Raw genomic sequence first — 25,924 nt, 5'->3', positions numbered from 1 at the left:
CCTCATGAAGATATTAACATTGTTTCGAGCAGTTTACAACTTATGAAAGTAAATAAATCAAAATTTCCGTTTTCCAATGTACTTCGCAATTTGATGCAGCGTTTTTTTCGCCTTGTTTGGCGGCAGTTCTTCTAAAATGCTCATCGCTTTTTGCAGATAACGATCGCTCATCTCAAATGAACGTTCAATGGCGTTAGAAGATTTAATATCAGAAATAATTTCATTGATCAGCTCTTGCTCATATTCCCTCTCGAAAAGCTGTTCTACTTTATCTCGAAACTCAGCATTTTCAATGGCATACAAAACTGGCAGCGTAATATTTCCTTGCAGTAAGTCGCTGCCAACTGGTTTCCCAAGCTGTTCTTCTGATGAGATAAAATCTAAAATGTCATCGGTAATTTGAAATGACATTCCCACGTAATATCCAAACCAAAATAAACGTTTATGTATATCTTCAGGAGCTCCCGCTGCAATTGCGCCTAACTGACAGCTTGCAGCAATTAGCAGTGCCGTTTTACGTTTAATTCTACGCAGATACACGCGTAAGTTTTGGTTTAGGTTGTATTTGTCCTTAATCTGTTCAATTTCACCGAGCGTTAATTCCACCATCGTATTAGATAAAATTTTATGTGCTTCCACATCTTTAACCTCGCTCATAACTTCAAGCGCACGAGCAAAGATGTAATCCCCTGTATACATAGCAATACGATTGTCCCATTTTGCCTTAATTGTTGGTTTTCCGCGTCGCTTATCAGCGTCATCAATAACATCATCATGAACAAGAGACGCCATATGAATCAGCTCAAGCGCTACTGCCACGTGTTTGATTTGGTCGATGTTGTAATGCCCAAATTTAGCTGCCAACAAAACAAATACAGGGCGAATTCGTTTCCCCCCTGCTTGTAAAAGGTGAAGAGAAGCATCTGTGATAAGTGTTTCATCGGTATGAACAGTTTGTTCAAGTTCTTTCTCAATAAGGGTAATATCCGTATTCAAAAAAGCGTACATCATTTTTAGTTTCATTGGACTCACCTTGCATTATATATTCATTCTTTACTCCTTATCCTACAGGCTGTTGCACCTGTAGGACAAGCTTTTTCTCTTTTATCGTTTGTACCCTAGATGCATCGCTGCTACTCCACCTGTGTAAGATTTCACTTCAACATCTGTCAAACCGGCTTCACGGAACATATCAGCCAATTGCTTTTGACCTGGAAAGTCCCTTGCTGACTCTTGAAGCCATGAATATTCATCATAGCTTTTAGCGACCATCTTTCCAAGCGCAGGCATAATATACTTAAAGTAAAGCAAGTACATTTGTCGGTAGCCGATCATCGTGGGCTGAGACGTTTCAAGGCAAACCACTTTTCCGCCAGGTTTCACGACGCGCTGCATTTCCTTTAAAACTTGAAGGTAATCGGGCACGTTGCGCAGTCCGAATCCAATCGTTACATAGTCAAATGAATTATCTTCAAAAGGAAGTTCCATTGCATTGCCATGTAGTAAGGTAATATTTGAAAAAGGTGAGTTTTTTACTTTCTCTTCACCAATCTTTAGCATATTTTGACTAAAATCCAGGCCAACTGCCTCTCCTGTTTCTCCAACTGCTTCAGCCATAGCTAGCGTCCAATCCGCAGTTCCGCAACAAACATCTAAAGCTTTTGTTCCTTTTTGAACATTCATTCGCTTCATCGTATCTTTGCGCCATGCCTTATGACGCTGAAAACTAATAACAGAATTCATTTGATCATAATTTTTGTATATTTTTTCAAATACGCCATGGACACGCTGTTCTTTTGATTGCTGCATATCTCTATCCTTCTCCTACGACATTTTTCAGCACTTCTAAGCTAGATGTAAGTTCATCTAAGTGCTCTCTTAAAAACTCATTCATCACAAATTCACTTCGTAAGTATCCTCTAACAATGTTTACAGACTGTTGAGTATACGAATAAAGGTGTTCTTTTATTTGCTCTTGATTCATGCCAATTTGTTTGCAATAGTTTAGCAAGAGAGTAGGCTCTTTATGCTGTAATGACTTTAATTGCTTTAATATCCCGTTCAAATACGCTGCATGTTTTAAAAGTTCTTTCCACTCTTCACGTTCAAAATAGTCACATAAGCATCTTACAAACGATGATTCTGCTGCTAAAAAACTATTCATAACGTCGTGTGGATTAGTAGAGCGATTGTTATAAATGTGTATCTTAGCGATATTAATTTCTTTAATAGCAGATGCTATAACTTTCATTAAATTCAGCTGGTTGCTTTGAGCTAAATAGTAATAGTACAGGCCGCTGTAATAATCTCCGGCCAAAACTACCAGCTGCCGCTCATGCAGCTTTCCTTCATTTCCGCTAACATTTTGAGTGGAGACTAGATCGTGGGTATCAAGTGCGGTTTGAACGAGCATCACAGATAGCACAGAGCTGTTCTTTTTTTCTTCTTCCATTGAAAGAGTATCTAAGAACGAACACATGTACAGTAATCTATTTTCATCAATACGCGGATGATGAATATATTTTTTTACATATGGATGACTTAATTCAACATGAAGCTGTTCTTTCATGTTGGCCACAATATCATAGATGGTTTTTACGCTCATCATCCTTGTCTCCCTTTCCATCACTATTTGTTTAAAGTTCTTTTAACTCCAAATCGATAGTGTCAATTATAACATAATTACATTATAAAATACCCTTTAAATTCTTTTGAAGCTTTTTCACGGTTTAAATCATTTAGCTGCTCATCCGCTTGAACACCGTTCATCTACATACCATCTGGATTTCTCAGACAGTAATTTAAGATATTGCTTTTAGTTTCACCATGTTTTTCCTGTTCTTATTCATTTATTTTAAATATAAATAAAAGCAGGAAAATCCCTGCTTATTTTTTCGTATCGGATTCAATTTCTCCGTGAACAGTCTGAATGACGGCTTTGCCACGAATTTTAATTGCGGATGTATGCTCAGTAAACTGCGCAATCATTACTTCGCCTTTATCTAGTTTTTCTGAATGATGAAATCGCGTATCTGCTCCTCGCGTTAATCCAATTACGTTAACTCCATCTTCGACCGCTTTAATGACAATATACTCGGGCGTTCCTTTTTGTGTCATATTCTCTTCTCCTTCATCATCCACATTATGATTTAATCAGTGATAAAACTTCAGCTCTAGAACTTGCATCGTGTTCTAACACTCCACGTACAGCAGAAGTGATTGTCATAGCTCCAGGCTTTTTAATGCCTCGCATGGTCATACACATGTGCTCTGCTTCCACTACTACCATTACCCCGTGCGGCTCTAATGTTTCTACAATAGAATCCGCCACTGTAGATGTAATTCTCTCCTGAAGCTGAGGACGTTTCGCAACAGCTTCTACCGCTCTTGCCAGCTTACTTAAACCGGTCACTCGTCCGCCTTTTGGAATATACGCAACATGAGCTTTTCCATAAAAAGGAACTAAGTGATGTTCACACATAGAGTAAAAAGGAATATCTTTTACAAGCACTAGCTCTTCATGGTCTTCTCCAAAAACTGTTTTAAAATGCTCTTTTGGATCTTCATTCAACCCGGAAAAGACTTCCTCATACATTTTAGCTACTCGCTTTGGGGTATCTAATAATCCTTCACGGTTTGGATCTTCGCCAATTGCTTCTAAAATTAGTCTCACGGCTTGTTCGATCTGTGGTTTATTTACAGATGACATGTTGTTGCCCTCCAATTCGTTGCATTACGACTTTATGAAAAAAATTCTAGCATATGTATATACCAAAGGCAAAAAAGAAAGGTCGCAAATGTGCGACCTTTCAAAGCTCTTCATCAACGGCTATGAATAAAGCCATTTTATGTAGATATTATTTTACAGCATCTTTAAGAGCTTTACCTGGTTTGAATGCAGGAACTTTGCTAGCAGGAATTTCGATTTCTTCGCCAGTTTGTGGATTGCGTCCTTTACGAGCAGCACGTTCACGTACTTCGAAGTTACCAAAACCGATAAGTTGAACTTTGTCCTCAGCTTTTAAAGCTTCTAAAATTGTATCGAAAACAGCATCAACTGCTTTTGTAGCATCCTTTTTTGAAAGCTCACTTGCTTCTGCAACAGCATTAATTAATTCTGTCTTGTTCATGCCATTCACCTCCTCCCAAAATCGGATCATATAATAACTAAAAACCTTGTTAGAAAAGGAATCTAGTAATTCGTTATATCTCATTCTTTAACAAAACAAATGGATATTATACATAACCTATGTATCGACAAGCCTAATCATAAACGATTGAACTAAATAATTCAATGTTTTTCATTCATCTGCCGTATGTATGTAATGAAAACAGTATGATCGATCGATTTCTGTTAAAAGATTAACATATTGAACAAGGCATAGCAAGCAGAAAATAACGCAGGAATAAGATAACCACGCGATCTATCACAATATATGTAAAGTTTTGTATGTTCTATCCAAAAAGAAGAGGCTCCTTTATGAGGAGCCTAACGTTACATTCTTATAAAATAATCGCGATTAAACCTCCAGATCCTTCGTTAATAATCCGTTCTAGCGTTTCTTTTAACTTATATCGCGCATTTTCAGGCATCAGCGACAGCTTTCCTTGAATCCCTTCTCTTACGATTGAACTTAGAGAGCGGCCAAATATATCTGAATTCCAAATTGAAAGCGGATCATCTTCAAAGTCTTGCATCAAATAACGAACTAATTCTTCGCTTTGCTTCTCCGTTCCGATAATCGGCGCAAATTCTGATTCTACATCCACTTTAATCATGTGTATAGAAGGTGCCACTGCTTTTAAACGAACCCCAAAACGCGATCCTTGGCGAATAATTTCAGGTTCATCAAGGCTCATATCCGAAAGCGAAGGTGCAGCTACACCATAACCCGTTTGTTTAACCATACGAAGGGCATCAGAGACTTGATCATACTCGGTTTTTGCATGCACAAAATCTTGCATTAACTGCAGCAAATGATCTCTTCCGCGAATTTCTACTCCCACGATTTCTTTCAAAATCTGATCGTATAAGTCATCTGGAGCATATAAGTCAATTTCGGCAATTCCCTGCCCCATCTCAATTCCGGCTAATCGAGCCTGATCGATAAACTCAAACTGGCTAAATTGCTCTACTACCCGTTCAACGTCTCTCAGCCTCTTAATATCTTTTACCGTTTCTTTAACGGCTTCTTGATAGCTTTCACGCAGCCAATGTTTATCTTTTAAAACCATTACCCAGCTTGGTAGATTAACGTTGACTTCTAATACAGGGAACTCGTAGAGTGCTTCTCTTAATACGTTCATCACATCAGTATCACGCATGCTTTCCACACTCATCGCTAATACTGGAATATCATATTTTTCATTAAGCTTTGCACGAAGCTTTTCTGTATCAGGATGATATGGCTGTACGGTATTAATAACCATGATAAATGGTTTGCCTACTTCTTTTAGCTCATTAATGACGCGCTCTTCTGCTTCCACGTAATCTTGACGAGGTATATCTCCAATTGAGCCATCTGTTGTAATGACGACACCAATCGTTGAGTGTTCTTGAATTACCTTTCTCGTTCCAATTTCAGCCGCTTCGTGAAATGGAATTGGTTCTTCATACCAAGGTGTATTGATCATTCGAGGTCCGTTTTCATCTTCGTACCCTTTAGCGCCAGGCACCGTATATCCTACACAATCTACTAACCGTATGTTAACTTCTAGCCCGTCATCTACCAAAACATTAACTGCTTGATTCGGTACGAATTTCGGCTCAGTTGTCATAATCGTTTTTCCAGCTGCACTTTGTGGTAGTTCATCTTGTGTGCGAGCTCTTTCTGCCTCGTTCTCGATGTGAGGCAGGACCACCAGCTCCATAAATTTTTTAATAAATGTAGATTTTCCTGTTCGAACTGCTCCCACCACACCTAAATATATATCGCCTCCTGTACGTTCAGCGATATCTTTAAATACATCCACCTTTTCCAAAAGATCCCCTCCGATCTATGAGTTCATGGAATATGACATCCATTGCGAGAGTAAATTAGGACACTATATAGTTATGACGTTGTCCTATTAAAATATGACTTTTGATAGAAAAATTTATGATTTTTTTCATGCACATGCTGACTTAGTCATTCTGATTATCATTATTGGTGTACAAGAAAGAGAAAACCCCTTCTCTCTGAATATTATTCAAGGAGAAGGGGTTCATGACTTATTTTTTAAAAAATATTGGTTCATTCTTATCGTTGACTGTATAAGGAAGAGAGTAAGCAGGTACAAAATCACTGTTTTCCACAAGGAGCTTTCGTATATCTTCACCAGGTTTGTAGAAGCTTTTATGCTTTTGAATGGCATCATACAAATCAGGGCGATAATCTACAAATACATCTCCCTGTCCATTAACAATTAAAGAAAGACTATTCCCTGTATATGGGCTAGTAACGACAGGAGGCTCTTTCATATTCAATTTTTTATAATTAATAGAGAATACGCCGGGAGCGATGACGTCTTTAAACGGTACGTACCCTTTATGATTTTGACGGTATATATTCAAATGTACGTTAACATCTTGAATCGTATCCGCCATCCGTAAGTCTAATAATTTAACCGTCGGCTTTGTTTCTGCATCCACAAGCACGTACGCAAATATCCCTCCGCTTTCATACGAATTCCCAGGTGCGTCTTGCATGTATCTAGGAACAATTTTCGTAAAGTCAATCGGATATTTTTGATAAATCGGCGTGTCCATATCTTTCGTTTTTATCGGCAATAAGCCTCCGCTTTCTTGTTTAAATTGATCAACCGCCGTTTGCACGGAAGCAACTTGATCTTTATAAGGAACTTGATTTTGAGACATTCTTTCCGCCGGGTACAAACAACCGGATAATATAAAAATGGTTAACCCAACAATAGACGTTAGCATGAATTTTTTCATTTTTCTCACCCTACCATATGTACATTAAGCATCTGTCGGCCCGCTGAATACAACAATTACCATAATAAGACCTGCTACAATCATAAGCGAATAGGCAATGAAAGCGAGTACAATTTTACCAATGCGGTTCGTAATTTTATAACGACTAAAGTAAATAGAAAATACCGAAATAAACATAAATACAATGGAACCCAATGAAATCCACATCTTTAACAAACCTGGCGACAAATTGCATCCACTCCTTTTTTCACCGTTATTATAACATAAGGACTTATAGTTAAGATGGATATTGATAGAACTTTCTAAATTCACTATTTATTTACCTTCCAGTGATTCATGCTCTATAGTAATTACTTTCCTATTAAATTGACAAATTCCTGCTTTTTCGCATAAAAAAAATCGAAGCGAAGGGGGCTCTTCGCTTCGATCATAACTAAATATTCCCATACTAACAGTTCTACTCATCTTTATTTACACGTTATTTTATGCAAGTAAATGATTTTGGGTATCGCCAATTGCCTATTTTTTCATATTTCTTTGCACTTAATTTAATTTTTCTCCTAAAACATTCGCTAAATCTTCCATTTCATGTGTTTTAGTACGAGACATAAGCGCGTCTACTGCATCCTTTGCCTTCACATCATTAAACAGTACATTATATAAAGCATCAGCAATCGGCATTTTTACGTCATATTTTTGAGATAGCTGGTAAGCTGCTTTCGTCGTGCGTACACCTTCTACAACCATTCCCATATTTTCTAATACTTCGTCTAAATTTTTGCCTTTCCCAAGAAGATTACCAGCGCGCCAATTTCGAGAATGAACACTTGTACACGTTACAATCAAGTCCCCAATCCCGGTTAAACCTGAGAACGTCAGAGGATTGGCGCCAAGCACAGTACCTAAACGAGCGATTTCAGCTAAGCCACGAGTCATAAGAGCGGCCTTCGCATTGTCACCATATCCAAGTCCATCCGTGATACCAGCAGCAAGAGCAATAATATTTTTTAACGCTCCCCCAATTTCCACACCAATCACATCAGGATTTGTATAAACACGGAAGTACTGTTGATTATTAAATAAATCCTGCACTTTTTCTGCTGCTTGTATATTTGTTGAAGCTGACGTCACGGTTGTCGGCTGCCTTCTACTTACCTCTTCAGCATGACTCGGACCTGATAAGACAACGATGTCTTTTGTATCAATTTCTTGTTGAATCATTTGAGATATACGTAAAAGAGAATCAGGTTCAATCCCTTTACTCACGTGAACAATTGTAAACAGTTCATCGGTAAGGGATTTTAGCTGCTGCAACACTTCACGAATGGCCTTCGTTGGAACAGCTAAAATAAGGGTTTCAACACCCTCTATTGCCTTTTCTAATGACGTAAAACCTTTAATCTGATGAGGAAGCTCTACACCAGGCAAATATTTTTCATTCTGATGCGTCTCGTTGATTTGATCAATGACTTGTTGTCTATGTCCCCAAATGCGAACATCGTGTCCATTTTCCGCCAATACGAAAGCTAATGCAGTTCCCCAGCTTCCTGCTCCTAGTACAGCTATTCTTTCCACGCCGATCACATCCTCTGTTATTTTCTTGGTCTTGCAATAATTTTAATTGGAGTTCCTTCGAATCCAAAAGCTTCACGAAGCTTATTTTCTAAGAAACGTTTATATGAAAAGTGCATTAGCTCAGGATCATTTACAAACACAACAAAAGTTGGCGGCTTGATTGCTACTTGAGTTGTGTAATAGATCTTTAAGCGGTTGCCGTTGTGAGTAGGCGTAGGGTTCATTGCTACTGCATCCATAATCACATCATTTAAGATGCTTGTTTCTACACGTACCGCATGGCTTTCGCTTGCAAGATCAATCATTGGCAATAGCGTATGCGTACGTTTTTTCGTTTTAGCTGAAAGGAATACAATTGGAGCATATGTTAAGAACTGAAAATGCTCACGTATATTTTCTTCAAATTTTTTCATTGTTTTTTCATCTTTTTCTACTGTATCCCATTTGTTCACAACGATGACAACAGCTTTTCCAGCTTCTTGTGCATAGCCGGCAATTTTCTTATCTTGTTCAATAATACCCTCTTCAGCATTTAATACAACTAAGACAACATCTGAGCGTTCAATTGCCTTTAATGCGCGCAGTACGCTGTATTTTTCAGTACTCTCGTACACTTTTCCACGCTTTCTCATTCCAGCTGTATCAATAACAACATATTCTTGATCTTCTTTTGTAAACTTTGTATCAATGGCATCGCGTGTCGTGCCGGCAAGATCACTGACAATAACACGGTCTTCACCTAGAAGAGCATTAACTAATGAAGATTTCCCTACGTTAGGACGACCAATCAATGAAAATTTAATGACGTCTTCTCCGTAATCTTCGTCTTTTTCTTTTGGAAAGTGCTTAGCTGCCTCGTCTAGCAGGTCACCTAAACCTAAACCATGCGTTCCTGAGATTGGGAACGGTTCTCCATATCCTAGTGCGTAGAAATCATAGATTAATTCTCTCATTTCAGGATTATCTACTTTATTAACAGCTAGGACCACAGGCTTTTTGGATTTGTATAAAATTTTCGCCACTTCTTCATCAGCTGCAGTAATTCCATCGCGTCCATTCACTAGAAAAATGATTACGTCCGCTTCATCAATTGCAATTTCTGCCTGCTGTTTGATCTGTTCTAAAAATGGCTCATCTCCAATATCAATACCGCCAGTATCAATAATGTTAAAGTCCACATTCAGCCACTCACCTGAACTATAGATACGATCACGAGTTACACCCGGAATATCTTCTACAATAGATACTCGCTCTCCTACAATTCGGTTGAAAATTGTTGATTTTCCTACGTTGGGACGACCAACAATCGCAATAATTGGTTTTGGCATACGATTCTTCCCTTTCCTTGATCTTTTTTATGTATCGGCAACCAGTCTTTAATCGACTAAAGGTATTTATCTACATGTACAAATAAATAAGATCATTCTTTTTTCAAAAATTGAGGCCATGCAGCGTGGCATGACCTCTACTAATCGATCATAAGCGATAAAGCAGGCTTTTTATCAGCTCTATTTTACACCAAGCTGATTAACTGCCTATCCGCTGAATAAGCATTACTCTTTCAATCAAACAATTTTATCAAAAATCACCGGTAACAACAATATAATTTTACGAAATCTCTTCTTCTATTTGTAAGTACTTTGCTTTTGCCTGTGAGACTTCAGCACGTACAAATCTAAATAAGCAGAAAAATAAACCAGCATCTCCCAAATAAACATAGTTCCTACTGCTGTTGCTAAAACGTCGAGTGTCCGAAGAGACCCTACTTCATAAGATGCAATATCTCGAATAACAACTGCGTATAAAAAATCTCCTCCAACTACACCTAAAATGATCGCTGCGAATCTTTTTTCAGCATCTTTAATCACCATAAAGCAAATATATAAGATAAGTCCAGTCAAAATCCACTTACGATCAATAAAAATCCATACAGGATCATAGAGCTCAAGTAAACAAAAACCAGCATAGGCAATTATTATAATGCCGCATACAATAACATAATATAACTGCTGAAACCTGCTGTAGCCTGAAGCATAAACACACGCTACTCCCACTAAAAACAAAGCGGTGTAGCTACATGAAAACTGAGCCATATGCATGTTCATTCCGCTTAGGAGTATACTGATTAATATAATGGCTGCTACCTTCCAACGCCTAGGTGTTTTGGGCATAAGAAAAGTCGCAACAATCCATCCCATCCACGAAAGCCAATAAAAGAAAATTCCGTCCACTGAATATGGCACCTCCTCTACCTGTCATCAGTATGTATCAATTTGGTAAAACTTAATCGGAGTTTTAGAATAGAACCCTTTATTTTGGACAACCTATCAGAAAAAAGGAGGGAAACTAAAATGGGAAAAGATCGTCAAGAGAAAAAATTAAAAGAATCAAAACGAGTTGAATCTGACCGTGATCAAGGACTTCACTATCCGGGAGCAACTAGCTTGCAAAGTCCTGAAGAAGCGCGCGAGTTAAATGAGCACAAATAAAAAAATGCGCTGACTTAGTCAGCGCATTTTTTATTTTAAAACTGGATGTGAAACAGGATAGGAACGTTCTTTCTTTCCTGTAAACAAAAAGAGAACTCCTCCCACTAACAATAGTGCTCCTGACAAATAAAATCCGAATTCCATACTTCCAAGTTTATCTGCAAAATATCCGGTAATGTAAGGTGCAAAGATGGATGACAGCATGCCGCTGAAGTTAAAAAAACCGTACACTTTAGAGTACATGGACGATGGAGTAATATCCGCCATATACGAAATCAAAATCGGATCTAATGCTAATTTACCTATCAGACCGTACACAATTAAGCCGATTAATAGCCAAGAATAACTCTCTGTATAGGGAATAAAAAATTGACATAAAGCGCCCGCTACTGACAAACTCACAATTAATGCTTTTTTATTTGCAATTCGATCAGATATATATCCAAAGAAGATTGCTCCTGGAATAGACGCCCAAGGTACTAAAGATGCTATGATGCCTGTTTGAGACCCTTCTAAGCCTCGCGAGTGCTGTAAATAATACGGAAGCCACGTAAGCATCCCAAAAAATCCGTAAAGAGAGCAGAAGATTAAAATGTATACGAAAATATGATTTCTTGTAAATAATACTTTTAGCGACTGCTTTGTTTCTTTATTTGGCGCATTTTTTTCTTGATCCCTTTGCTTATCTTTTACAAAGAAAGCTATTAAAATAGCTATTACTATAGTCGGAATAGCAAATAAGTAAAAAGTAAACTGCCAGTCTTTTTCTAACGTATATGTAATGTATGTAGAACCGATAAAACCAAGTGATATACCAAAAGCCATTCCACTATTAATGAGCGCAGCCACTAAACCTCGGTATCGTTCGGACGTGATGCTTGAAGAAATTCCGTATTGTGAACCATAATACGTTCCTTCTCCAAGCCCTGTCAGCGCCCGCATGAGTAAGAACATACCGAAAGTAGTTGTAAGTCCTGTGAAAAATGTGGCAACTCCAAACAAGATGTATCCAGCTACTAAGATCTTAACGCGACCAAATCGATCTGCCAAAAAACCCGTTGGAATTTGCATAGCTGCATACGCTGCAAAAAACACGGTAGACATTAGTCCAAGTTCAGCTTTATTAAGATCCCACTGCGCACCGATATCTCCCATAACCGGAGATAAAATATTACGATCTGCATACATGAAAACCCAGCCTAAAAAGAAAAGAAAAATTGTAAATATAGGATGTCCCTTTTTCATTACGCCACCTCTTTTTTTCTGATTTTTCTGTTCATTTAACTTATTATAAGGGGCTAACGTTTGGGATTTCATGCTTTTTGTCACTTCTTCTGCCAACATTTTTTGTTTTTCAAAATGGAAACGCGATCATTCATCTTCTAAAGAAATAAAAAAGCACGCAGTCAACTGCATGCTTTTTTATGATCTGTTATTAAATGTTTCTATAGATACATTTCGCTGAGTCAGCCAGCTATGGGTATCCCCTGTAATAACTAGAGGCATTTGCTGAAGCTTAGCAATAGAAGTTGCTCCTAACGCAGCCATGATGAACGTTAACTCCTCATGCAGCTCGGCTATCTCTTCTACAACTGCTTCTAAACCAGACTTCATTAAAATGGTTAAAAAATATCCTGCCATTCCCGTTGCAGAAGCTCCTAACGCAATAGACTTAGCAATATCCATAGAGGTTTGAATACCTCCTGAACCAATAATGGACATACCTTCTACATGCTGAGATACTTCCGCTAAAGAAGCTGCTGTGGAAATTCCCCAATCATTAAAGAAGTGAAAATGTTTTGCTCGTCTTTCATTTTCGATTTTCGAAAAATTGGTACCGCCGTACCCACCAATATCAACGATTTCAACACCAACATCTTTAAGTTTTTGCACTGCTTGAGCGCTCATCCCAAAACCTACTTCTTTGACAATTACAGGAACGGTTACTTCTCGGACAATGCGTTCAATACGACGTAATGCATCGGTAAAATCACGATCTCCCTCTGGCATGACCAGTTCTTGTATAACATTTAAATGAATTTGAAGTCCATTTGCTTCAAGCATATCAACCGCTTTTTTAGCTTGTTCAACTGTAGCTTCACTGCCTAGGTTGGCAAAAATAATTCCGTTAGGGTTTTCTTGACGCACTACTCTGTATGATTGTTCTTCCTTTTCATCTTTAATCGCAGCCATCTGCGATCCAACGGCCATTGCTAATTGACCATGATGAGCAATTTGAGCAAACGAACGGTTAATCCGTTCCGTTTCTTGTCCGCCTCCACCCGTCATAGCATTTATAAAAATTGGCGAACTTAACAAAAGTTCGCCAATTTTTGTATCAATATGAACATCTTGCACGCCTGTATTTGGTAAGCTATTATGAACGAAGCGAATATCATCTAGCCCGTGCAGCCGATGCTGTCCCGTTTGAATCGCATGATGAATGTGATCAATTTTACGCTTTGCTCTGCTCACAAATCATCACCATTACTTATCTTAATTTTTTTAATTGATCCCCAATCATATCACCTAATTGGAAACCTTTTGACTCTTCTTGTAATTCATAGTCACCGTAATCTTCTTGTTCTTCTTCCTCAAGATCACGAATGCTTAACGAAACGCGTCGTTCTTGTTCATTCACATCAAGTACTTTCACCGTCACTTTTTCGCCTTCAGAAAGCACTTCATGCGGTGTCCCGATATGCTTATGGGAAATTTGAGAAATGTGTACAAGTCCTTCTACTCCAGGTAGAACTTCCACAAAAGCTCCAAAAGATACAAGTCTTTTAACGGTTCCATCTACTACATCACCTTGGCGAAGCTTCGTAGAAATGTTGGACCATGGACCTTCTAACGTATCTTTAATAGATAATGAAACACGCCCCGTTGATTTGTCAACAGACAATACTTTGACTTTCACAGCATCTCCCTCAGCTACTACGTCTGAAGGTTTTTCTACACGCGTGTGTGAAAGCTGAGAAATGTGCACTAACCCATCTACTCCGCCTACATCTACAAACGCACCAAAGTCTGTTAAGCGCTGAACGGTTCCTTCTAAAACCTGACCTTCTTTTAATGACTCAAGAACATTTTCTTTTTGTTGTACAAGCTCTTCTTCTACAACTGCACGATGCGAAAGGATCACGCGATTTTTTTCTTTATCTAATTCTACTACTTTGACCGTAAGAGTTTGATCTTGATACTCTGCAAAATCATCAACGAAATGAGTTTCAACAAGAGAAGCTGGAATGAACCCTCTTACACCAATATCTACTACTAGTCCGCCTTTGACAATTTCTTTGACTACCGCTTCAAACACTTCACCTGAAGAAAGTTTTGCTTCTAAACCATCCCATGCTTTTTCAGCATCTACAGCCCTTTTAGATAGCACAAGCAAATCGTCTTCCACTTTAATTACTTTCGCTTCGACTTCGGCACCTTCTTGGATTACATCGCCTGCTTTTTCAATATGTAAGCTCGCTAATTCACTAATTGGAATAATACCGTCTAGTTTGCTGTTAGGTACATCTACATACACTTGCTTTTCTTCTACTTTTGTAATAGTACCTTTTACTGTTTCTCCTACTTCTAATGACGTTACCTCTACTTGATTCATATCTTCTGTCATCGTCTTTTCCTCCTCCAATATCCATCTACAATATGTATTCCCTTGTAAGAGTTCTTCACTCTTTTAGCTCATCATTATTGTATATAGCTCTGTATAGAAAAAACTCTCTTTGTTACTAACTTCTAATAAATAGAATCTTTTGTCAAGTCATAAGGTTACAAACTATTGATATTTTTCAATTAATTTACCAATGCTTTTCATAATAGCTTCGGTTACTTCGTCGGCTGATGCTTTTCGTTCGCGAAGCTCATCCATCTGAATTGGCGGTCCGTATACTACTTTTAACCTTGCAAAACGCTTATATGGACCAATAACAGCGCAAGGCACAACAGCGGCTTTTGAACGCAAAGCAAAAAAGCCTACTCCAGCCATCCCTTTTCCTAATTTCCCATCTTTACTTCTTGTTCCTTCGGGAAATAATCCAAGCACTTTTCCTTCTTTTAAAATCTTTAACCCTTGGCGCAAAGCTTCACGATCTGCCATCCCGCGCTTTACAGGGAATGTTTCTAACTTTGGCAGAACCGTCTTCAGAAAAGGTGCTTTAAACAGCTCTGCTTTTGCCATAAACGAAATAGGCCTTGGACATGTCACACCTACAGTAGGCGGATCTAAGTTGTCAATATGATTTGAACAAAGCAACACTCCGCCTTCTGAAGGGATATTTTCTGCACCGATTACTTCATAACGATAAACTGGTGTTAAAATGCCTTTTACAATGGCACGTGCAAACATATAAAAGCTCAAAATCATCCAATCCTTTCTTTTGTAATAGAAAGTATTTTTTCTACAACTCCTTCAATCGATAAGGAAGTTGTATCGATTTCAATTGCATCTTCAGCTTTTTTAAGAGGTGCTACTTCGCGCTCAGAATCCAGCTTGTCTCTGCGGGCAATTTCTTCTTTTAAACGCTCTAAATTTGATTCAAAACCTTTTTTTATGTTTTCGTCGTGGCGTCGCTGTGCTCTTTCATCCACAGACGCTAATAAAAAGATTTTAACTTCTGCGTGAGGAAGCACGTGTGTACCGATATCACGTCCATCCATTACAACGCCTCCATCTTTAGCAAGGCCCTGCTGTCTCGCTACCATCTCTTCACGAACTGCACGATGTTTCGCTACGATGGATACAGAGTTAGTTACTTCTGCGGAACGAATTTCACTTGTAACATTCTGTCCATTCAAGATGACTACCTGTCCAGATTCAGACGGTTTTAAATCGATTACTGTTTCGTTAAGCAAATGCAATAGCTCTTCTTCATTTTGCAAATCTACCTGGTTTTTCTGCGCTTGATACGTTAGAGCACGGTACATCGCTCCTGTATCAACATAAATATATGATAAGGTTTCTGCTATAATCTTTGCCACTGTACTTTTCCCAGCAGCTGCAGGACCGTCAATCGCGATTGAAATTTGTTTTTCCATAAGTGCCTCCCTTAATTTCAAAACAGGAACAAACCACTTTCATCTTTTATACAATGAGCCATTTTATATGAAGCGTTTATAAACGAAAAAAAGAGCAGGGGGTCTTCTCCTGCCTGGTGTTCACTGCATGTTTCTTTCCTAGTTATTCTACCATACGTCCGACTACTGGTCGAATGTTTCAATAATTTTATTAAAATTATTTTTGCTAACTCCCTCATACTGAATAACCTTTGAGAAATATGTACTGTGACTGCTAGATAGTAAAATACATTGGGCAATTATTAAAAACACAAATTGAATAACCACTAATTTAATTAAAATTCGTTCTATTCGATTCACCTTTTTTCTCCTTTTGTAAGAAGTAATACCTTTGCTTACAGTTTAGGAAAGAGAAGTTTTTTTTATACGCTAAAGAAGACCTTTTCTTCTTAGGTCGAGCTGACGCTTTAAGGTATAACGAATCATCATTTCTTTCGTTTGTTTTTCCATATTCATAAATTTAATAGATAGCTGACCTACTTTACAAGGAGTCGGGGCGGTAATTCGTACAACTTCCCCTTTTAATTCAAGATGCTGCAAAGCTCCCTCACGATTAGGAAGACTTAATCGTACAACAACCGAATCTTTCTCATTAAAAAGCAGCGAGTGATGGAAGGAGCCGGCTATTCCACCTGCACTGATGTTTTTAGTCATGATTTCCATTACATCCTGCTGTTCTTGTTCACTTTCTATCACCGCCTTCACTGTAAGCGGCACACGGAAAAAATTTCTTCTTTGGATGGATTTTAACTTTTTATCGCCCGGGTAAAAGAGCTTCACAACAGGCATGCCTTTTATTTCACGCCCTGTTACTTCAGTTGGAAAGGTATATACATTTTGATCATATCCAATAAACGTAGCAAGCAATTTTGTACCTTTTAGTAAAAAAGCACTTCGCTGCGTTTCTTCATTTAGCGGATAGCTAATATAAATCACGTCTTCGGTAAACTCAAATACTTTACATCGATATGTTTGTTGTAATGTAGACTCTCTGTGCCCGCTCTCTAACGTCAACCTCATTCCCGCTTTTATCATCTTCTCTCTCCTTCAGTTCCACTATATACACTTTTTCCCTTTATTTAAACATAGTCAAATATGTTTATTTTGTAAATATAAATTAGTTATTTAGACTCAATAAAATATTAAAAAACACAAAAACCAGTGTCTATAGACACCGGTTTTTATCAACTTTACACTTCATTATATAAAGGTTCTGAGTTTTGCAGTTTTTCGACTTTTTCTTCAAAACCCGTATCGGCATTGATGAAAATACGATACGTATCATTTTTTATTGTCCCTAAAAACTCATAGCATAGCACTTCTTCGTTTAAATCATTCGTAATAATTGCCAAGCGTTCTTCCATCACTTTTACATTCGAGTTCAGCTTGGTTTTTGCCTGTTCTTTCGAAATTTTAGGTTTTGGAATATCTCTTGTACGATGTTTTAATAAGAAGTCTTTAGCTGAGAAACCAATCACAGATCCATCTTCTAAAGACATTTTCATTTTAACTGAATCGGGATAAATCCGAACTCCACTTTCCGTTTGCTCTACGAATGTAAAGACTCCCATATTATCATATTGAGCGCTTTCAGCCATCACTAGGCTTTCAAAACGATGATCTTTTAAAAACTTAGTCGCTTTGTTCATAGCATCGTTTAAACTAATATTTTGTTTTTTAATATCTCGATCTTCGAGCACCCAAAGCGGATATCCACCTTTTTGTGTAATATCCATATACGTCTCTTGTTTAGTCTTTGGATCTGTAATGGTTAAGCTGTACACCTCATAATCGGCATCTTTTCCGCTCTTTACAATATGAATTTGTTCATTTCCTTTTAAATTCAAAAACGAACGCGCCACTTGTTTTGCAACATCTTCACTAACTTCTCTACCTTTTAATTGATGAAAAGCGTTTTTTTCCTGCTCATTCGTTGCATTCATAACGCCTAAATCTGTTTCGGCAAAAGAATCCATACTTTTTTCAACGGTTTTTAATCCGTCAATAATCGTATTGTCCCCTTGCTTTTCTTTTGTGGCTAAGGCTAGCTCAACATCCATCCAGCGCAAGTTATTATCAATGACTAGATGCTGTACTTGGCGCATTTCATTTTGAATTTCGCCTGACTGATCATAAAGCGAATTTAACGTTTTATACTCTTTATCTGTTAGGGGGGATTTGCTTAAATCCCTTACCGCCACTTTATACGTAAAGTCACCAACATCTGAAAGAAACTCTTCTGTTTTATTGAACGGTAAAAGCGATAAAGGCAGCTGTCCTACATTGTTATGAGCTTCAGAAGTTAAACGCCATACTTCTGCAAGCGCGGGCGAAAGCTGATCTCTCGAACTCATGGCGAGCGTGCCACCAATTTTATCATTTAATAAATCTAGCTGATATGACAAATCATGAAATGCTCGTTGATACGTATTCTCCGCTTGAAGCAGCACAGCATCTTTTTCTTGATGTTCGCTGTACCCCCAATACCCTACACCTACAACACCAATAGCTAATAATACAATTAAAATTGTTCGAATCATGTTTCCTTCACCTCTCTTTATCGACAGAAAATGTGTTTCCCGATTTGCTTAATTTGAGGACGTGACCAAATCCATGCGCTTGTTGCTGTATCCGGATTAAAGTAATAAATAGCATTCCCAGTAGGATCCCATCCGTTAATCGCATCCATAACCGCTTTTTTAGATGTTGGATTGGGTTCAAGCCAAATTTGCCCATCTGCTACGGCAGTAAATGCACGCGGTTCAAAAATAACTCCAGCGACTGTATTTGGAAATGACGGACTGTTAACTCGGTTCAAAATAACGGCCGCTACGGCTACTTGGCCATTATATGGTTCACCCCGTGCTTCACCATGCACGGCATTTGCCATGAGCTGAATATCGTTTTGTGAAAAACCGCTTGGTACATTCACCGCTGTTGGCTTTTGTGCTTTTTCTTTCTGTTGTTCAGAATTTCCTTTAGACGTATTACGCTGCGGCTGACTGGCAGGTTTTTTTGCTTGAGAAGATCCGCTTTGTGCTTTTTGCTGACCATTGTTCACCCTGCTTTTCCCACTGCTACCGCTTCCTTTAGACTGTTGATCAAGAGGCTGACCGCCATAGTGCGTAAACTTATTCCCTTTTCTAATTTGATTTTTCACATAGTTTTCGTGATATTTTGTTGCGTTGGCTAATTTAATCTTTGTTTGCCAGCCTGCTAAACCGTCAATCTTTTTAATGCCAAATTCATATTGAAAATTGCGCAGTGCCCAGTATGTGCTCCATCCAAATACACCGTCAATTTTCCCATTATAATAACCTAAATACTGAAGTCTCGACTGCAGCTCAATAACGTCATCTCCAACTGCTCCGTGTTGAATGACTTGATTTGAAAACGCGTGAGCGGCCTTTGGACTCACAACGGATGCTGCAATAAATGAACATATGCATATGAGACATGCATACTTTTTAAAACATCGAAATGATAACATGACAAAACCTCCTACATCGTATGTAACTGATAAGATGATAGGAGTATTTTTTGTAAAGGTTGTTTTTTTATACAAGATGCGCAAAATTTACCGAAATGAAAAAAACTCAGCTCGTAAATCTCTCAAAAAAGATTTACAAGCTGAGCCTAGACAATCGATGGCTGTTTGGCCTTTTTTACTTTTCTTAACGCCAGCCACCATAAATAAATCATAAATGGAATAATAATAAATACCCAATGATCCATTGTTTTTAAAATATAATCATATGTTCCATGTAAAATGAGCGGCGCAAATACGGAGTACAGCGTCCACTTCGTTTTTTCCTTTCCTTCAGAAAACTTTGCTTTCCCTAAATAATACCCCATAATGACGCCGAATAAAGCATGACTAGATACGGGTAAAAAGGCTCTTCCTAGCGCTGATTCTAAACCATTTGCAAATAAATATAAAATATTTTCAACGGTAGCAAAACCTAATGAAACAGCTGCCCCGTAAACAATTCCATCATAATGCTCATCAAATTCCACATGCTGATAAATCGTGAAATATAAAATGAACCATTTGAAAAATTCTTCTAAAAAGCTTGTCGTAAAAAATGCTTGAAGAAAAGGTGATTGAAAAACGTGTTCTTCACCAAATACATATTGAATAAACATAATTGGCAAAACAAGCATTGCTCCAAAAATAAATGTTTTTAATACCATTGAAATAGGCTCAGTTTCATATTCATCTTTCAAATAAAAAAAACTTAACAATGCCAATCCTGGCGCAATGCCTGCAGATACAATCGCCAACATAAATAGCGCCTCATCTCCTCTATTTTTTTTAATAGTAACATGTTATCTTTAGGATGAAAATCTCCGTCTATAATGTCCTTATCTTTATATGTAAATGCTCACATAACTTGCTGTCGATTTACAAAGCCTAACAAAGACCTTAAACAAGTATACCAAAAAATGTATCATACTTATATGAAAAATTGAAAGGAGCTCTCTATGAAAACTGTTTATATTCTTCACACCGGCGGCACAATCTCTATGAAAGAAGACATGGCAACTGGATCGGTAACACCAGATATTCAAAATCCGCTCCACCGCTCAACATCATCTGTTTCAGGTATGGCCAATGTAATCGTAGAAGAAGCATTTCATCTGCCTTCTCCTCACATTACTCCTAAGGAAATGCTTATACTTTCAAGAAAAATACGCGATAAAATTAATGAAGGCAAAATTGATGCAGTCGTGTTAACCCACGGTACGGACACGCTGGAAGAAACCGCTTATTTTTTAGATTTAACAGTGCATACAGATATTCCAATTGTCTTAACTGGAGCCATGAGATCAAGCAATGAAATTGGTTCAGACGGTCCTTATAATTTTATATCTGCGGTTCGGGTGGCTATTAGTGACGGTGCAAAGGGAAAAGGTGTCTTAGTTGTGATGAACGATGAAATTCATACCGCTGAAAATGTGACCAAGACCCACACAAGCAACGTGGCGACATTTCAAAGCCCTCAGTACGGGCCAATAGGATTAATCACAAAACGCGGCGTATCTTTTCACCACATGCCTACAGAACATGAATTTTATCCTGTCAATCAGATAGATAAACAAATCACTTTATTAAAAGCTTATGCAGGAATGGACGACCATTTATTTCGAGCAGTGGCTTCAATGAATGTTGATGGACTTGTAATTGAAGCCCTCGGTCAAGGAAATCTACCTCCTCTCACAATTCCAGGCATTCAATTGCTTTTGGAGCGAAAGATACCCATCGTGCTCGTTTCTCGCTGTTTTAATGGAATTGCCCAAGATGTATATGGATATGAAGGCGGTGGCAAGCAGTTGAAAGAGATGGGCGTTATTTTTTCAAATGGCTTAAATGGTCCTAAAGCACGCATTAAACTGTTAGTTGCTCTCCAAGTAACAACGAATCATGATGAGCTGCAGCAGCTATTTAATCATTAGTAAAACAACGCATAGAAGCCTATGCGTTGTTTTTGTTGATAATATGAGAAGCAATTGATTTTCCATGAAAACGTCCATTTTCGATAAAAATCTCATTAGCATTGTTTCCTGCAGCAATCACACCAGCGATATAAATTCCTTCCACGTTTGTTTCCATCGTCTCTTCGTTAAAAGAAGGGCGGCCTGTTTCATCATCTAATTCCACACCCATTTTTGTTAAGAACGAATGATCAGGGTGATAGCCAGTCATGGCAAAAACGAAATCGTTATTAATCGTAGATTCTTTCCCTTCCTGCTCATATGTTACCGTTTCATCCGTTATCTTTGTTACATGAGCATTAAAATGCATCCCAATTGTTCCATTTCGAACTAGCGCCTCAAATTCAGGCAATATCCAAGGTTTTACGCTAGGTGAGTAATCTGAGCCACGATAAATAACCGTCACCCTTGCATCACACTTCACCAATTCCAGAGCTGCATCGACGCTAGAGTTTTTTCCGCCTATAACGACTACATCTTTATCAAAGTACGGATGCGCTTCTTTAAAATAATGAAATACCTTTGATAAATCTTCACCAGGCACATTCATATAATTAGGATGATCGTAATAGCCCGTAGCTATAATGACATTCTCCGCTTCATATGTCTCTTTAGATGTTGTGACAATAAATTGGTTTTCCGCTTGTTTGTCTACTTGCAAGACACGTTCAAACGGCTGAATTCGAACTTGCTTGCGCTTCACCACTTCTCGGTAGTAAGCAAGAGCTTGGTTGCGCACAGGCTTACGATTTTCGGTAATAAAAGGGACATCCCCAATTTCTAGTTTTTCACTCGAACTAAAAAACGTTTGGTGGGTAGGATAGTTATAAATTGCATTCACAATGTTCCCTTTTTCAATTACAAGGGCATCAATACCTGTATGTTGAAGCTCAATAGCTGCTGAAAGGCCGCATGGTCCTCCGCCAACAATAATTACTTTTTCTTTCTTCATGCCTGTCACTCCTTCAGTTGTAAACGCACCTTTTTTTTATTTTAACGCAGTGTAAAACAAAAAAATCTCCTCATTAATGATAGGAGATTTTTTCTATTTACGCAATTGTTCTGCTGTTCTGTTTTTAAATCCAGCCTCTGAAACGAGAGCCTTCTGCCATTTTTCTTACGCCTATCATATAAGCAGCTAGACGCATGTCGACTTTTCGAGTTGTAGAGGTTTCGTAGATGTTATTAAATGATTTAACCATTACTTTTTCAAGCTTTTCTTCTACTTCTTCTTCCGTCCAATAATAACCTTGGTTATTTTGCACCCATTCAAAATAAGAGACTGTTACACCTCCGGCACTTGCCAAAACGTCTGGAACTAATAAAATTCCTCTCTCTGACAAAATGCGCGTTGCTTCAAGAGTTGTTGGTCCATTTGCTGCTTCTACTACAATACTCGCTTGAATGTTATGGGCGTTTTCTTCTGTAATTTGATTTTCAATCGCAGCTGGAACTAGGATGTCACAGTCAAGTTCAAGTAGCTCTTTGTTGCTGATTGTATTATTGAATAATTTCGTTACTGTACCAAAGCTATCGCGTCGATCTAATAAATAATCAATGTCTAAACCGTTAGGGTCATGCAGCGCTCCGTACGCATCGGATATCCCTACAATTTTAGCGCCAGCGTCGTGCATGAACTTAGCTAAAAAGCTTCCTGCATTTCCAAACCCTTGTACTACTACCCGTGCACCTTGTAATTCAATGCCTCGTTTTTTCGCTGCTTCACGAATACAGATAGTTACTCCTTTTGCAGTCGCTGTTTCACGGCCGTGCGAACCACCTAAGACAAGGGGCTTTCCAGTAATAAAGCCCGGTGAGTTAAATTCATCAATCCGGCTGTATTCATCCATCATCCAAGCCATAATTTGTGAATTTGTAAACACATCCGGCGCTGGAATATCCTTTGTTGGTCCAACAATTTGGCTAATCGCACGAACATATCCGCGGCTTAAACGCTCTAATTCTCCAAAAGACATATTTCGAGGATCACAAACAATTCCACCTTTTCCTCCACCGTAAGGAAGGTCAACGATTCCACATTTTAAACTCATCCATATAGATAGAGCTTTTACTTCTTTTTCAGTTACGTTTGGGTGAAAACGAATTCCGCCTTTCGTAGGACCAACTGCATCGTTATGCTGCGCTCGGTGACCTGTAAAAATCTTAACTGATCCGTCATCCATACGAACAGGAATTTTTACTGTCATCATTCGTAATGGCTCTTTTAATAGTTCATACACTTCATCAGGATAGCCTAGTTTTTCTAACGCTTTATGTATCACTGTTTGTGTAGATTTTAAAACATCATGCTTCTCTTCTTGACTATTTTTACTGTCTTGCATCTTGTCGGCTACCATCTGTAAACCTCCTAAAATGTATCGAAAATTATTCGTTTTTAATTGAATGGTGCTTCTTTCATGACATAGTATACACCCTTAGTTTTACATTGCAAAGGAAAATATCGAACTTTTAGTATTTTTTGTGTTCTTCTAAGAAAACGCTTCCATTAACTTTACAAGGTATGCTACAATGTTTTAAGTCTGCCTCTTTTCTAGTATGCTTTAATCGTCTAAAAAAAATAAAAAACACCCGGTGATAAAGAGCACTTTCAACAACTTTGTACAAGCTGAAAGTGCAGCCACTCTTATTTTAATAAAAGTGCTTTATCCTTCACGGGTGTAATTATTTCAATTAAACAGTTAAGAAAAGACAGAGTTAATATACTCCAAAGCTCTCTTTTCTACTAACATTTTTCCATATTCATTTACGCGGTGCTTTGTAATTGTAGAGGGATTTCCATACTCCGCCAAAACCGCAATCATATTCCCCACTTCAGCCGGTGACAGCATGTGATAATCCAACAGCACGTAAAAACGTTTTTCAAATGAATAGAGCACGCTATCCGTATCGTAAAAGTTTGACATGCGTTTGGTCAGCTGAATGACATCTTCAAATGAATCAAACTCAAAAAACATGTCTTCGCTTTCATCTAGCATGACCTGCATTTCAATGAAGTCTTCGAACTCATCTTCATCTAACTCACCGTAGCTGGTTTCTTCTTCATACTGCTTTGTCACAAATACAACCATTCCCTGTGCTTGAAGTGAAAAAACTTCTACCGAAAGAGAATTTGTAGGTTCAAAGTTCAGTTCTTGAGAAGCTTGCTCTATCATCTCACGAAAGAGCTGCTTTACTTTGAATGTATCTGTCCATAGATCTTCTTTTGTTAACCCTCTTTCTTTTAAATCATCGTAGGTCAAAAAAACTTTTAGCTTATTATAGTTTAATCGTTCAAGCCTCATTAGCGTCCCTCCCCGCTTGCACTCATAACCACATGGTTCGATAATGCAGTATATGTATTTTTTGGAAAACGGTTCGTGATGTTTACTTACGAGTTTACAGGTTTATGATAGGAAAGACAAGCTATTCTCAATCAATTTCTGCTAATTTTTTTGTTAGCCAGCTGTTCCACTCTTCTTTTGTATTTCCTAAAATAAACGGCTGGGCCTCGCCTTTTCTTTTGCTATCTAAACCATCAAACACATAACCGCCTAATCCTACTTTGAGATGCGGGAATTTCTTTATCATTTGGTTCGTCAAATTTAGTGTTTTCTCGGCATTTTCCATCATTGTGCATGACATAAATAAAAACGTTGGGTCTACTTCTTTAACAATTAACTCAACATCTTTATCTTCAATGCTGCTTCCTAAATAAATAACCTCAAACCCTTTACGGCGTAAAAATAGCGTAAAGATTAGGAGTCCCACTTCATGTGTCTCGTTAGGCCCGCATACAGCAATCGCTTTAGGCAATAAGCCATTTGAAGGCAGCGAATAAAAAATCATGCTGATACGCGTTTTTAATACTTGAGTCGTATAATGCTCATGAGCACTTGTAATTTGCCCTTTTTCCCACATATCTCCAACCGTCACGAGTAGAGAACCCAAAATATCAATAACCACTTTTTCTACCGAATACAGGCTAAAAGCATGATTAATTAAATCCTGTGCTTTTCCTTCTTCAAAAGATAAAAGCATCGTTAACAGCTCATCCCTAATTTTTTGAGGGGAATCTACTTCTCCTTCTTCTTCAAACGTTCCTACTGTACTACTTTCCGTTTCTAATAACGAAACCGCTTGACTTATGGTAAAACCTCCGCTCACTTTTTCCGTGAGCCATTTTAATTTCCGCAAATCTTCCTCTGTATATAACCGATGCCCCGAATCGTTGCGGACAGGATTTAAAATTTGATAACGTCGTTCCCATGCACGCAAAGTTCCCGGCTGGATTCCGACCATATTTGAGATGGCTTTAATATTATACTTCCCTTCGTGAGCCATA

General features: G+C 38.2%; 28 protein-coding genes. 2 read left to right on the top strand and 26 right to left on the bottom strand.

The features are described from left to right. Positions 1-57: 57 nt before the first annotated feature. From hepT to AC4NPH_RS13950, 12 genes are all read right to left on the bottom strand, one after another. Positions 58-1,023 (bottom strand): heptaprenyl diphosphate synthase component II, encoded by a 966-nt coding sequence (gene hepT, locus AC4NPH_RS14005; RefSeq protein ID WP_013084891.1) that lies wholly within the window; start codon positions 1,021-1,023, stop codon positions 58-60. 81 nt (positions 1,024-1,104) lie between these two features. Beyond that, positions 1,105-1,809 (bottom strand): demethylmenaquinone methyltransferase, encoded by a 705-nt coding sequence (locus tag AC4NPH_RS14000; RefSeq protein ID WP_013059012.1) that lies wholly within the window; start codon positions 1,807-1,809, stop codon positions 1,105-1,107. Between the two features lie 4 nt (positions 1,810-1,813). After that, positions 1,814-2,608 (bottom strand): heptaprenyl diphosphate synthase component 1, encoded by a 795-nt coding sequence (locus AC4NPH_RS13995; protein ID WP_013059013.1) that lies wholly within the window; start codon positions 2,606-2,608, stop codon positions 1,814-1,816. Between the two features lie 278 nt (positions 2,609-2,886). After that, on the bottom strand, positions 2,887-3,117 hold the full coding sequence (gene mtrB / locus AC4NPH_RS13990; RefSeq protein ID WP_013059014.1) for a trp RNA-binding attenuation protein MtrB: 231 nt from the start codon (positions 3,115-3,117) through the stop codon (positions 2,887-2,889). Between the two features lie 25 nt (positions 3,118-3,142). Then, positions 3,143-3,709: a GTP cyclohydrolase I FolE gene (gene folE, locus AC4NPH_RS13985; RefSeq protein WP_013059015.1), complete on the bottom strand. Its 567-nt coding sequence runs from the start codon at positions 3,707-3,709 to the stop codon at positions 3,143-3,145. 148 nt (positions 3,710-3,857) lie between these two features. Next, positions 3,858-4,130 carry an HU family DNA-binding protein gene (locus AC4NPH_RS13980; RefSeq protein ID WP_013059016.1) on the bottom strand — a complete coding sequence of 91 codons (273 nt, stop codon included), beginning with the start codon at positions 4,128-4,130 and terminating at the stop codon, positions 3,858-3,860. A 373-nt stretch (positions 4,131-4,503) separates the two neighbouring features. Next, positions 4,504-5,982 carry a stage IV sporulation protein A gene (spoIVA, locus tag AC4NPH_RS13975; RefSeq protein WP_013059017.1) on the bottom strand — a complete coding sequence of 493 codons (1,479 nt, stop codon included), beginning with the start codon at positions 5,980-5,982 and terminating at the stop codon, positions 4,504-4,506. Between the two features lie 229 nt (positions 5,983-6,211). After that, positions 6,212-6,934: a YphF family lipoprotein gene (locus AC4NPH_RS13970; protein WP_098197240.1), complete on the bottom strand. Its 723-nt coding sequence runs from the start codon at positions 6,932-6,934 to the stop codon at positions 6,212-6,214. 24 nt (positions 6,935-6,958) lie between these two features. Beyond that, positions 6,959-7,162: a DUF2768 domain-containing protein gene (locus AC4NPH_RS13965; RefSeq protein WP_013059020.1), complete on the bottom strand. Its 204-nt coding sequence runs from the start codon at positions 7,160-7,162 to the stop codon at positions 6,959-6,961. 315 nt (positions 7,163-7,477) lie between these two features. Beyond that, entirely contained in the window at positions 7,478-8,509 is a 1,032-nt protein-coding gene (locus tag AC4NPH_RS13960) for an NAD(P)H-dependent glycerol-3-phosphate dehydrogenase (RefSeq protein WP_013059021.1), read from the bottom strand. 17 nt (positions 8,510-8,526) lie between these two features. After that, positions 8,527-9,837, bottom strand: a complete 1,311-nt coding sequence (gene der, locus AC4NPH_RS13955; RefSeq protein ID WP_013059022.1) for a ribosome biogenesis GTPase Der — start codon at positions 9,835-9,837, stop codon at positions 8,527-8,529. A 297-nt stretch (positions 9,838-10,134) separates the two neighbouring features. Further along, the gene (locus AC4NPH_RS13950; protein ID WP_013059023.1) at positions 10,135-10,740 is read right to left on the bottom strand and encodes a YphA family membrane protein; all 606 of its coding nucleotides are present in this window, start codon (positions 10,738-10,740) and stop codon (positions 10,135-10,137) included. A 120-nt stretch (positions 10,741-10,860) separates the two neighbouring features. Here AC4NPH_RS13950 and AC4NPH_RS13945 point away from each other — a divergent pair, with 120 nt between their 5' ends. Next, complete coding sequence (locus AC4NPH_RS13945) at positions 10,861-10,998, top strand: YpzI family protein (RefSeq protein ID WP_013059024.1); 138 nt, start codon at positions 10,861-10,863, stop codon at positions 10,996-10,998. A gap of 30 nt (positions 10,999-11,028) precedes the next feature. Here AC4NPH_RS13945 and AC4NPH_RS13940 read toward each other — a convergent pair whose 3' ends face one another. The 10 genes from AC4NPH_RS13940 to prsW form a co-directional block, all read right to left on the bottom strand. Beyond that, positions 11,029-12,243, bottom strand: a complete 1,215-nt coding sequence (locus AC4NPH_RS13940) for an MFS transporter (protein ID WP_013059025.1) — start codon at positions 12,241-12,243, stop codon at positions 11,029-11,031. Between the two features lie 177 nt (positions 12,244-12,420). Then, on the bottom strand, positions 12,421-13,473 hold the full coding sequence (gene fni / locus AC4NPH_RS13935; protein ID WP_098314825.1) for a type 2 isopentenyl-diphosphate Delta-isomerase: 1,053 nt from the start codon (positions 13,471-13,473) through the stop codon (positions 12,421-12,423). Between the two features lie 16 nt (positions 13,474-13,489). Further along, positions 13,490-14,626, bottom strand: a complete 1,137-nt coding sequence (gene rpsA / locus AC4NPH_RS13930) for a 30S ribosomal protein S1 (protein ID WP_013059027.1) — start codon at positions 14,624-14,626, stop codon at positions 13,490-13,492. A 162-nt stretch (positions 14,627-14,788) separates the two neighbouring features. Further along, complete coding sequence (locus tag AC4NPH_RS13925; protein ID WP_013059028.1) at positions 14,789-15,376, bottom strand: lysophospholipid acyltransferase family protein; 588 nt, start codon at positions 15,374-15,376, stop codon at positions 14,789-14,791. Beyond that, positions 15,373-16,047, bottom strand: coding sequence for a (d)CMP kinase (gene cmk, locus AC4NPH_RS13920; protein ID WP_013059029.1), 675 nt, complete (start codon positions 16,045-16,047; stop codon positions 15,373-15,375). The genes AC4NPH_RS13925 and cmk overlap by 4 nt, the downstream gene beginning before the upstream one ends. Positions 16,048-16,209: 162 nt before the next feature. Then, the gene (locus AC4NPH_RS13915) at positions 16,210-16,386 is read right to left on the bottom strand and encodes a YpfB family protein (RefSeq protein ID WP_013059030.1); all 177 of its coding nucleotides are present in this window, start codon (positions 16,384-16,386) and stop codon (positions 16,210-16,212) included. Between the two features lie 69 nt (positions 16,387-16,455). Next, the gene (locus AC4NPH_RS13910; RefSeq protein ID WP_098314827.1) at positions 16,456-17,121 is read right to left on the bottom strand and encodes a flagellar brake protein; all 666 of its coding nucleotides are present in this window, start codon (positions 17,119-17,121) and stop codon (positions 16,456-16,458) included. 155 nt (positions 17,122-17,276) lie between these two features. Then, on the bottom strand, positions 17,277-18,626 hold the full coding sequence (ypeB, locus tag AC4NPH_RS13905; RefSeq protein WP_029320395.1) for a germination protein YpeB: 1,350 nt from the start codon (positions 18,624-18,626) through the stop codon (positions 17,277-17,279). A gap of 17 nt (positions 18,627-18,643) precedes the next feature. Continuing rightward, positions 18,644-19,576 carry a spore cortex-lytic enzyme gene (sleB, locus tag AC4NPH_RS13900; protein ID WP_013059033.1) on the bottom strand — a complete coding sequence of 311 codons (933 nt, stop codon included), beginning with the start codon at positions 19,574-19,576 and terminating at the stop codon, positions 18,644-18,646. Positions 19,577-19,722: 146 nt separating this feature from the next. Then, positions 19,723-20,373 (bottom strand): glutamic-type intramembrane protease PrsW, encoded by a 651-nt coding sequence (gene prsW, locus AC4NPH_RS13895; protein WP_013059034.1) that lies wholly within the window; start codon positions 20,371-20,373, stop codon positions 19,723-19,725. Between the two features lie 198 nt (positions 20,374-20,571). Between prsW and AC4NPH_RS13890 the strand changes: the two genes are divergently transcribed. Next, entirely contained in the window at positions 20,572-21,543 is a 972-nt protein-coding gene (locus tag AC4NPH_RS13890; RefSeq protein ID WP_029320392.1) for an asparaginase, read from the top strand. 19 nt (positions 21,544-21,562) lie between these two features. On the opposite strand, the gene AC4NPH_RS13885 is transcribed toward AC4NPH_RS13890, so the two are convergent. From AC4NPH_RS13885 to AC4NPH_RS13870, 4 genes are all read right to left on the bottom strand, one after another. Further along, positions 21,563-22,534: a YpdA family putative bacillithiol disulfide reductase gene (locus AC4NPH_RS13885; protein WP_057273987.1), complete on the bottom strand. Its 972-nt coding sequence runs from the start codon at positions 22,532-22,534 to the stop codon at positions 21,563-21,565. Positions 22,535-22,658: 124 nt separating this feature from the next. Further along, positions 22,659-23,924, bottom strand: a complete 1,266-nt coding sequence (locus tag AC4NPH_RS13880; protein WP_370506064.1) for a Glu/Leu/Phe/Val family dehydrogenase — start codon at positions 23,922-23,924, stop codon at positions 22,659-22,661. A 357-nt stretch (positions 23,925-24,281) separates the two neighbouring features. Beyond that, complete coding sequence (locus tag AC4NPH_RS13875) at positions 24,282-24,884, bottom strand: genetic competence negative regulator (RefSeq protein ID WP_013059038.1); 603 nt, start codon at positions 24,882-24,884, stop codon at positions 24,282-24,284. 127 nt (positions 24,885-25,011) lie between these two features. Next, entirely contained in the window at positions 25,012-25,923 is a 912-nt protein-coding gene (locus tag AC4NPH_RS13870) for a MerR family transcriptional regulator (RefSeq protein ID WP_013059039.1), read from the bottom strand. Position 25,924: the final 1 nt, after the last annotated feature.

It is taken from the genome of Priestia sp. MDV22-iso46 (assembly GCF_058629175.1).
The sequence above is the reverse complement of the archived record's forward strand: the minus strand, read 5'-3'. Positions and strand labels throughout refer to the sequence as shown.

Coding starts and splice junctions, on each gene's coding strand:
- AC4NPH_RS13925 (WP_013059028.1), bottom strand. CDS start 15,376: ATGATTTTGAGCTTTTATATGTTTGCACGTGCCATTGTAAAAGGCATT.
- AC4NPH_RS13940 (WP_013059025.1), bottom strand. CDS start 12,243: ATGAAAAAGGGACATCCTATATTTACAATTTTTCTTTTCTTTTTAGGC.
- sleB (WP_013059033.1), bottom strand. CDS start 19,576: ATGTTATCATTTCGATGTTTTAAAAAGTATGCATGTCTCATATGCATA.
- AC4NPH_RS13870 (WP_013059039.1), bottom strand. CDS start 25,923: ATGGCTCACGAAGGGAAGTATAATATTAAAGCCATCTCAAATATGGTC.
- ypeB (WP_029320395.1), bottom strand. CDS start 18,626: ATGATTCGAACAATTTTAATTGTATTATTAGCTATTGGTGTTGTAGGT.
- AC4NPH_RS13880 (WP_370506064.1), bottom strand. CDS start 23,924: ATGCAAGACAGTAAAAATAGTCAAGAAGAGAAGCATGATGTTTTAAAA.
- rpsA (WP_013059027.1), bottom strand. CDS start 14,626: ATGACAGAAGATATGAATCAAGTAGAGGTAACGTCATTAGAAGTAGGA.
- AC4NPH_RS13910 (WP_098314827.1), bottom strand. CDS start 17,121: ATGATAAAAGCGGGAATGAGGTTGACGTTAGAGAGCGGGCACAGAGAG.
- AC4NPH_RS13875 (WP_013059038.1), bottom strand. CDS start 24,884: ATGAGGCTTGAACGATTAAACTATAATAAGCTAAAAGTTTTTTTGACC.
- AC4NPH_RS13885 (WP_057273987.1), bottom strand. CDS start 22,534: ATGAAGAAAGAAAAAGTAATTATTGTTGGCGGAGGACCATGCGGCCTT.
- der (WP_013059022.1), bottom strand. CDS start 9,837: ATGCCAAAACCAATTATTGCGATTGTTGGTCGTCCCAACGTAGGAAAA.
- folE (WP_013059015.1), bottom strand. CDS start 3,709: ATGTCATCTGTAAATAAACCACAGATCGAACAAGCCGTGAGACTAATT.
- AC4NPH_RS13890 (WP_029320392.1), top strand. CDS start 20,572: ATGAAAACTGTTTATATTCTTCACACCGGCGGCACAATCTCTATGAAA.
- AC4NPH_RS14000 (WP_013059012.1), bottom strand. CDS start 1,809: ATGCAGCAATCAAAAGAACAGCGTGTCCATGGCGTATTTGAAAAAATA.
- cmk (WP_013059029.1), bottom strand. CDS start 16,047: ATGGAAAAACAAATTTCAATCGCGATTGACGGTCCTGCAGCTGCTGGG.
- AC4NPH_RS13945 (WP_013059024.1), top strand. CDS start 10,861: ATGGGAAAAGATCGTCAAGAGAAAAAATTAAAAGAATCAAAACGAGTT.
- mtrB (WP_013059014.1), bottom strand. CDS start 3,117: ATGACACAAAAAGGAACGCCCGAGTATATTGTCATTAAAGCGGTCGAA.
- hepT (WP_013084891.1), bottom strand. CDS start 1,023: ATGAAACTAAAAATGATGTACGCTTTTTTGAATACGGATATTACCCTT.
- AC4NPH_RS13980 (WP_013059016.1), bottom strand. CDS start 4,130: ATGAACAAGACAGAATTAATTAATGCTGTTGCAGAAGCAAGTGAGCTT.
- AC4NPH_RS13995 (WP_013059013.1), bottom strand. CDS start 2,608: ATGATGAGCGTAAAAACCATCTATGATATTGTGGCCAACATGAAAGAA.
- prsW (WP_013059034.1), bottom strand. CDS start 20,373: ATGTTGGCGATTGTATCTGCAGGCATTGCGCCAGGATTGGCATTGTTA.
- AC4NPH_RS13970 (WP_098197240.1), bottom strand. CDS start 6,934: ATGAAAAAATTCATGCTAACGTCTATTGTTGGGTTAACCATTTTTATA.